Source organism: Bacillus sp. mrc49 (assembly GCF_002803435.1).
In genome coordinates, this window is record NZ_PHNG01000610.1 from 1 (window position 1) to 776 (window position 776).

At 41.9% G+C, this 776-nt stretch carries 1 protein-coding gene; it reads left to right on the top strand.

All coding sequences use genetic code 11. The features are described from left to right. Positions 1-776: D-alanyl-D-alanine carboxypeptidase family protein (locus CVN76_RS06370; protein WP_198512512.1), on the top strand; the 776-nt coding region annotated here is incomplete at both ends.

Genomic DNA, 776 nt, shown 5'->3' on the forward strand with positions numbered 1-776 from the left:
AAATCAATAAGTATGTGCATGATCTTTCAAAAGCACCGAATCTGTCGAATGTTGGTTTGACGGAAGGTGAGGACTATACAGTTAAGGAACTTTATCAAGCCATGGCCATCTATTCAGGAAATGCAGCGACAGTGGCATTGGCTCAGCTAGTTTCCGGAAGTGAAAAGAATTTCGTTAAATTAATGAACGAAAGAGCAAGTAAATTAGGCTTGAAAAATCATAGATTCGTAAATGCCAGCGGTTTGAACAATTCCGATCTATTGGGGGAATACCCTACCGGTAAAGCAGATGATGAAAACGTCATGACAGCGAAGGATACTGCTCTGCTTGCTTATCGTCTTATCAACGATTATCCTGAAGTATTAAAAATCGCCAGCATCTCCAAATTGAAATTCCGAGATGGCAAGGAATATCCGAACTTCAACTGGATGCTGCCAGGCCTTATATTCGAATATAAAGGCGTGGACGGGCTGAAAACGGGATCCACTGAATATGCCGGCTATGGCCATACAGGTACGGTCATACGGGATGGTCAACGCTATATCACGGTTGTCATGAAGTCCACTAATAAGAATCAACGTTTTGCGGACAGCACCAAGCTGATGGACTATGCGTATGCAACCTTCAAAAAAGAAAAAGTCCTTCCAGCCAAGTATCAGGTGAAAGGGGAAGAAACCCTTTCAGTTGTTAAAGGTAAGGAAAAAAGCGTCAAGATCGAATCAGAAAAAGCAATTGAGCTGCTAGTAGAAAATGGCGGTAAAGATAACTATAAAACC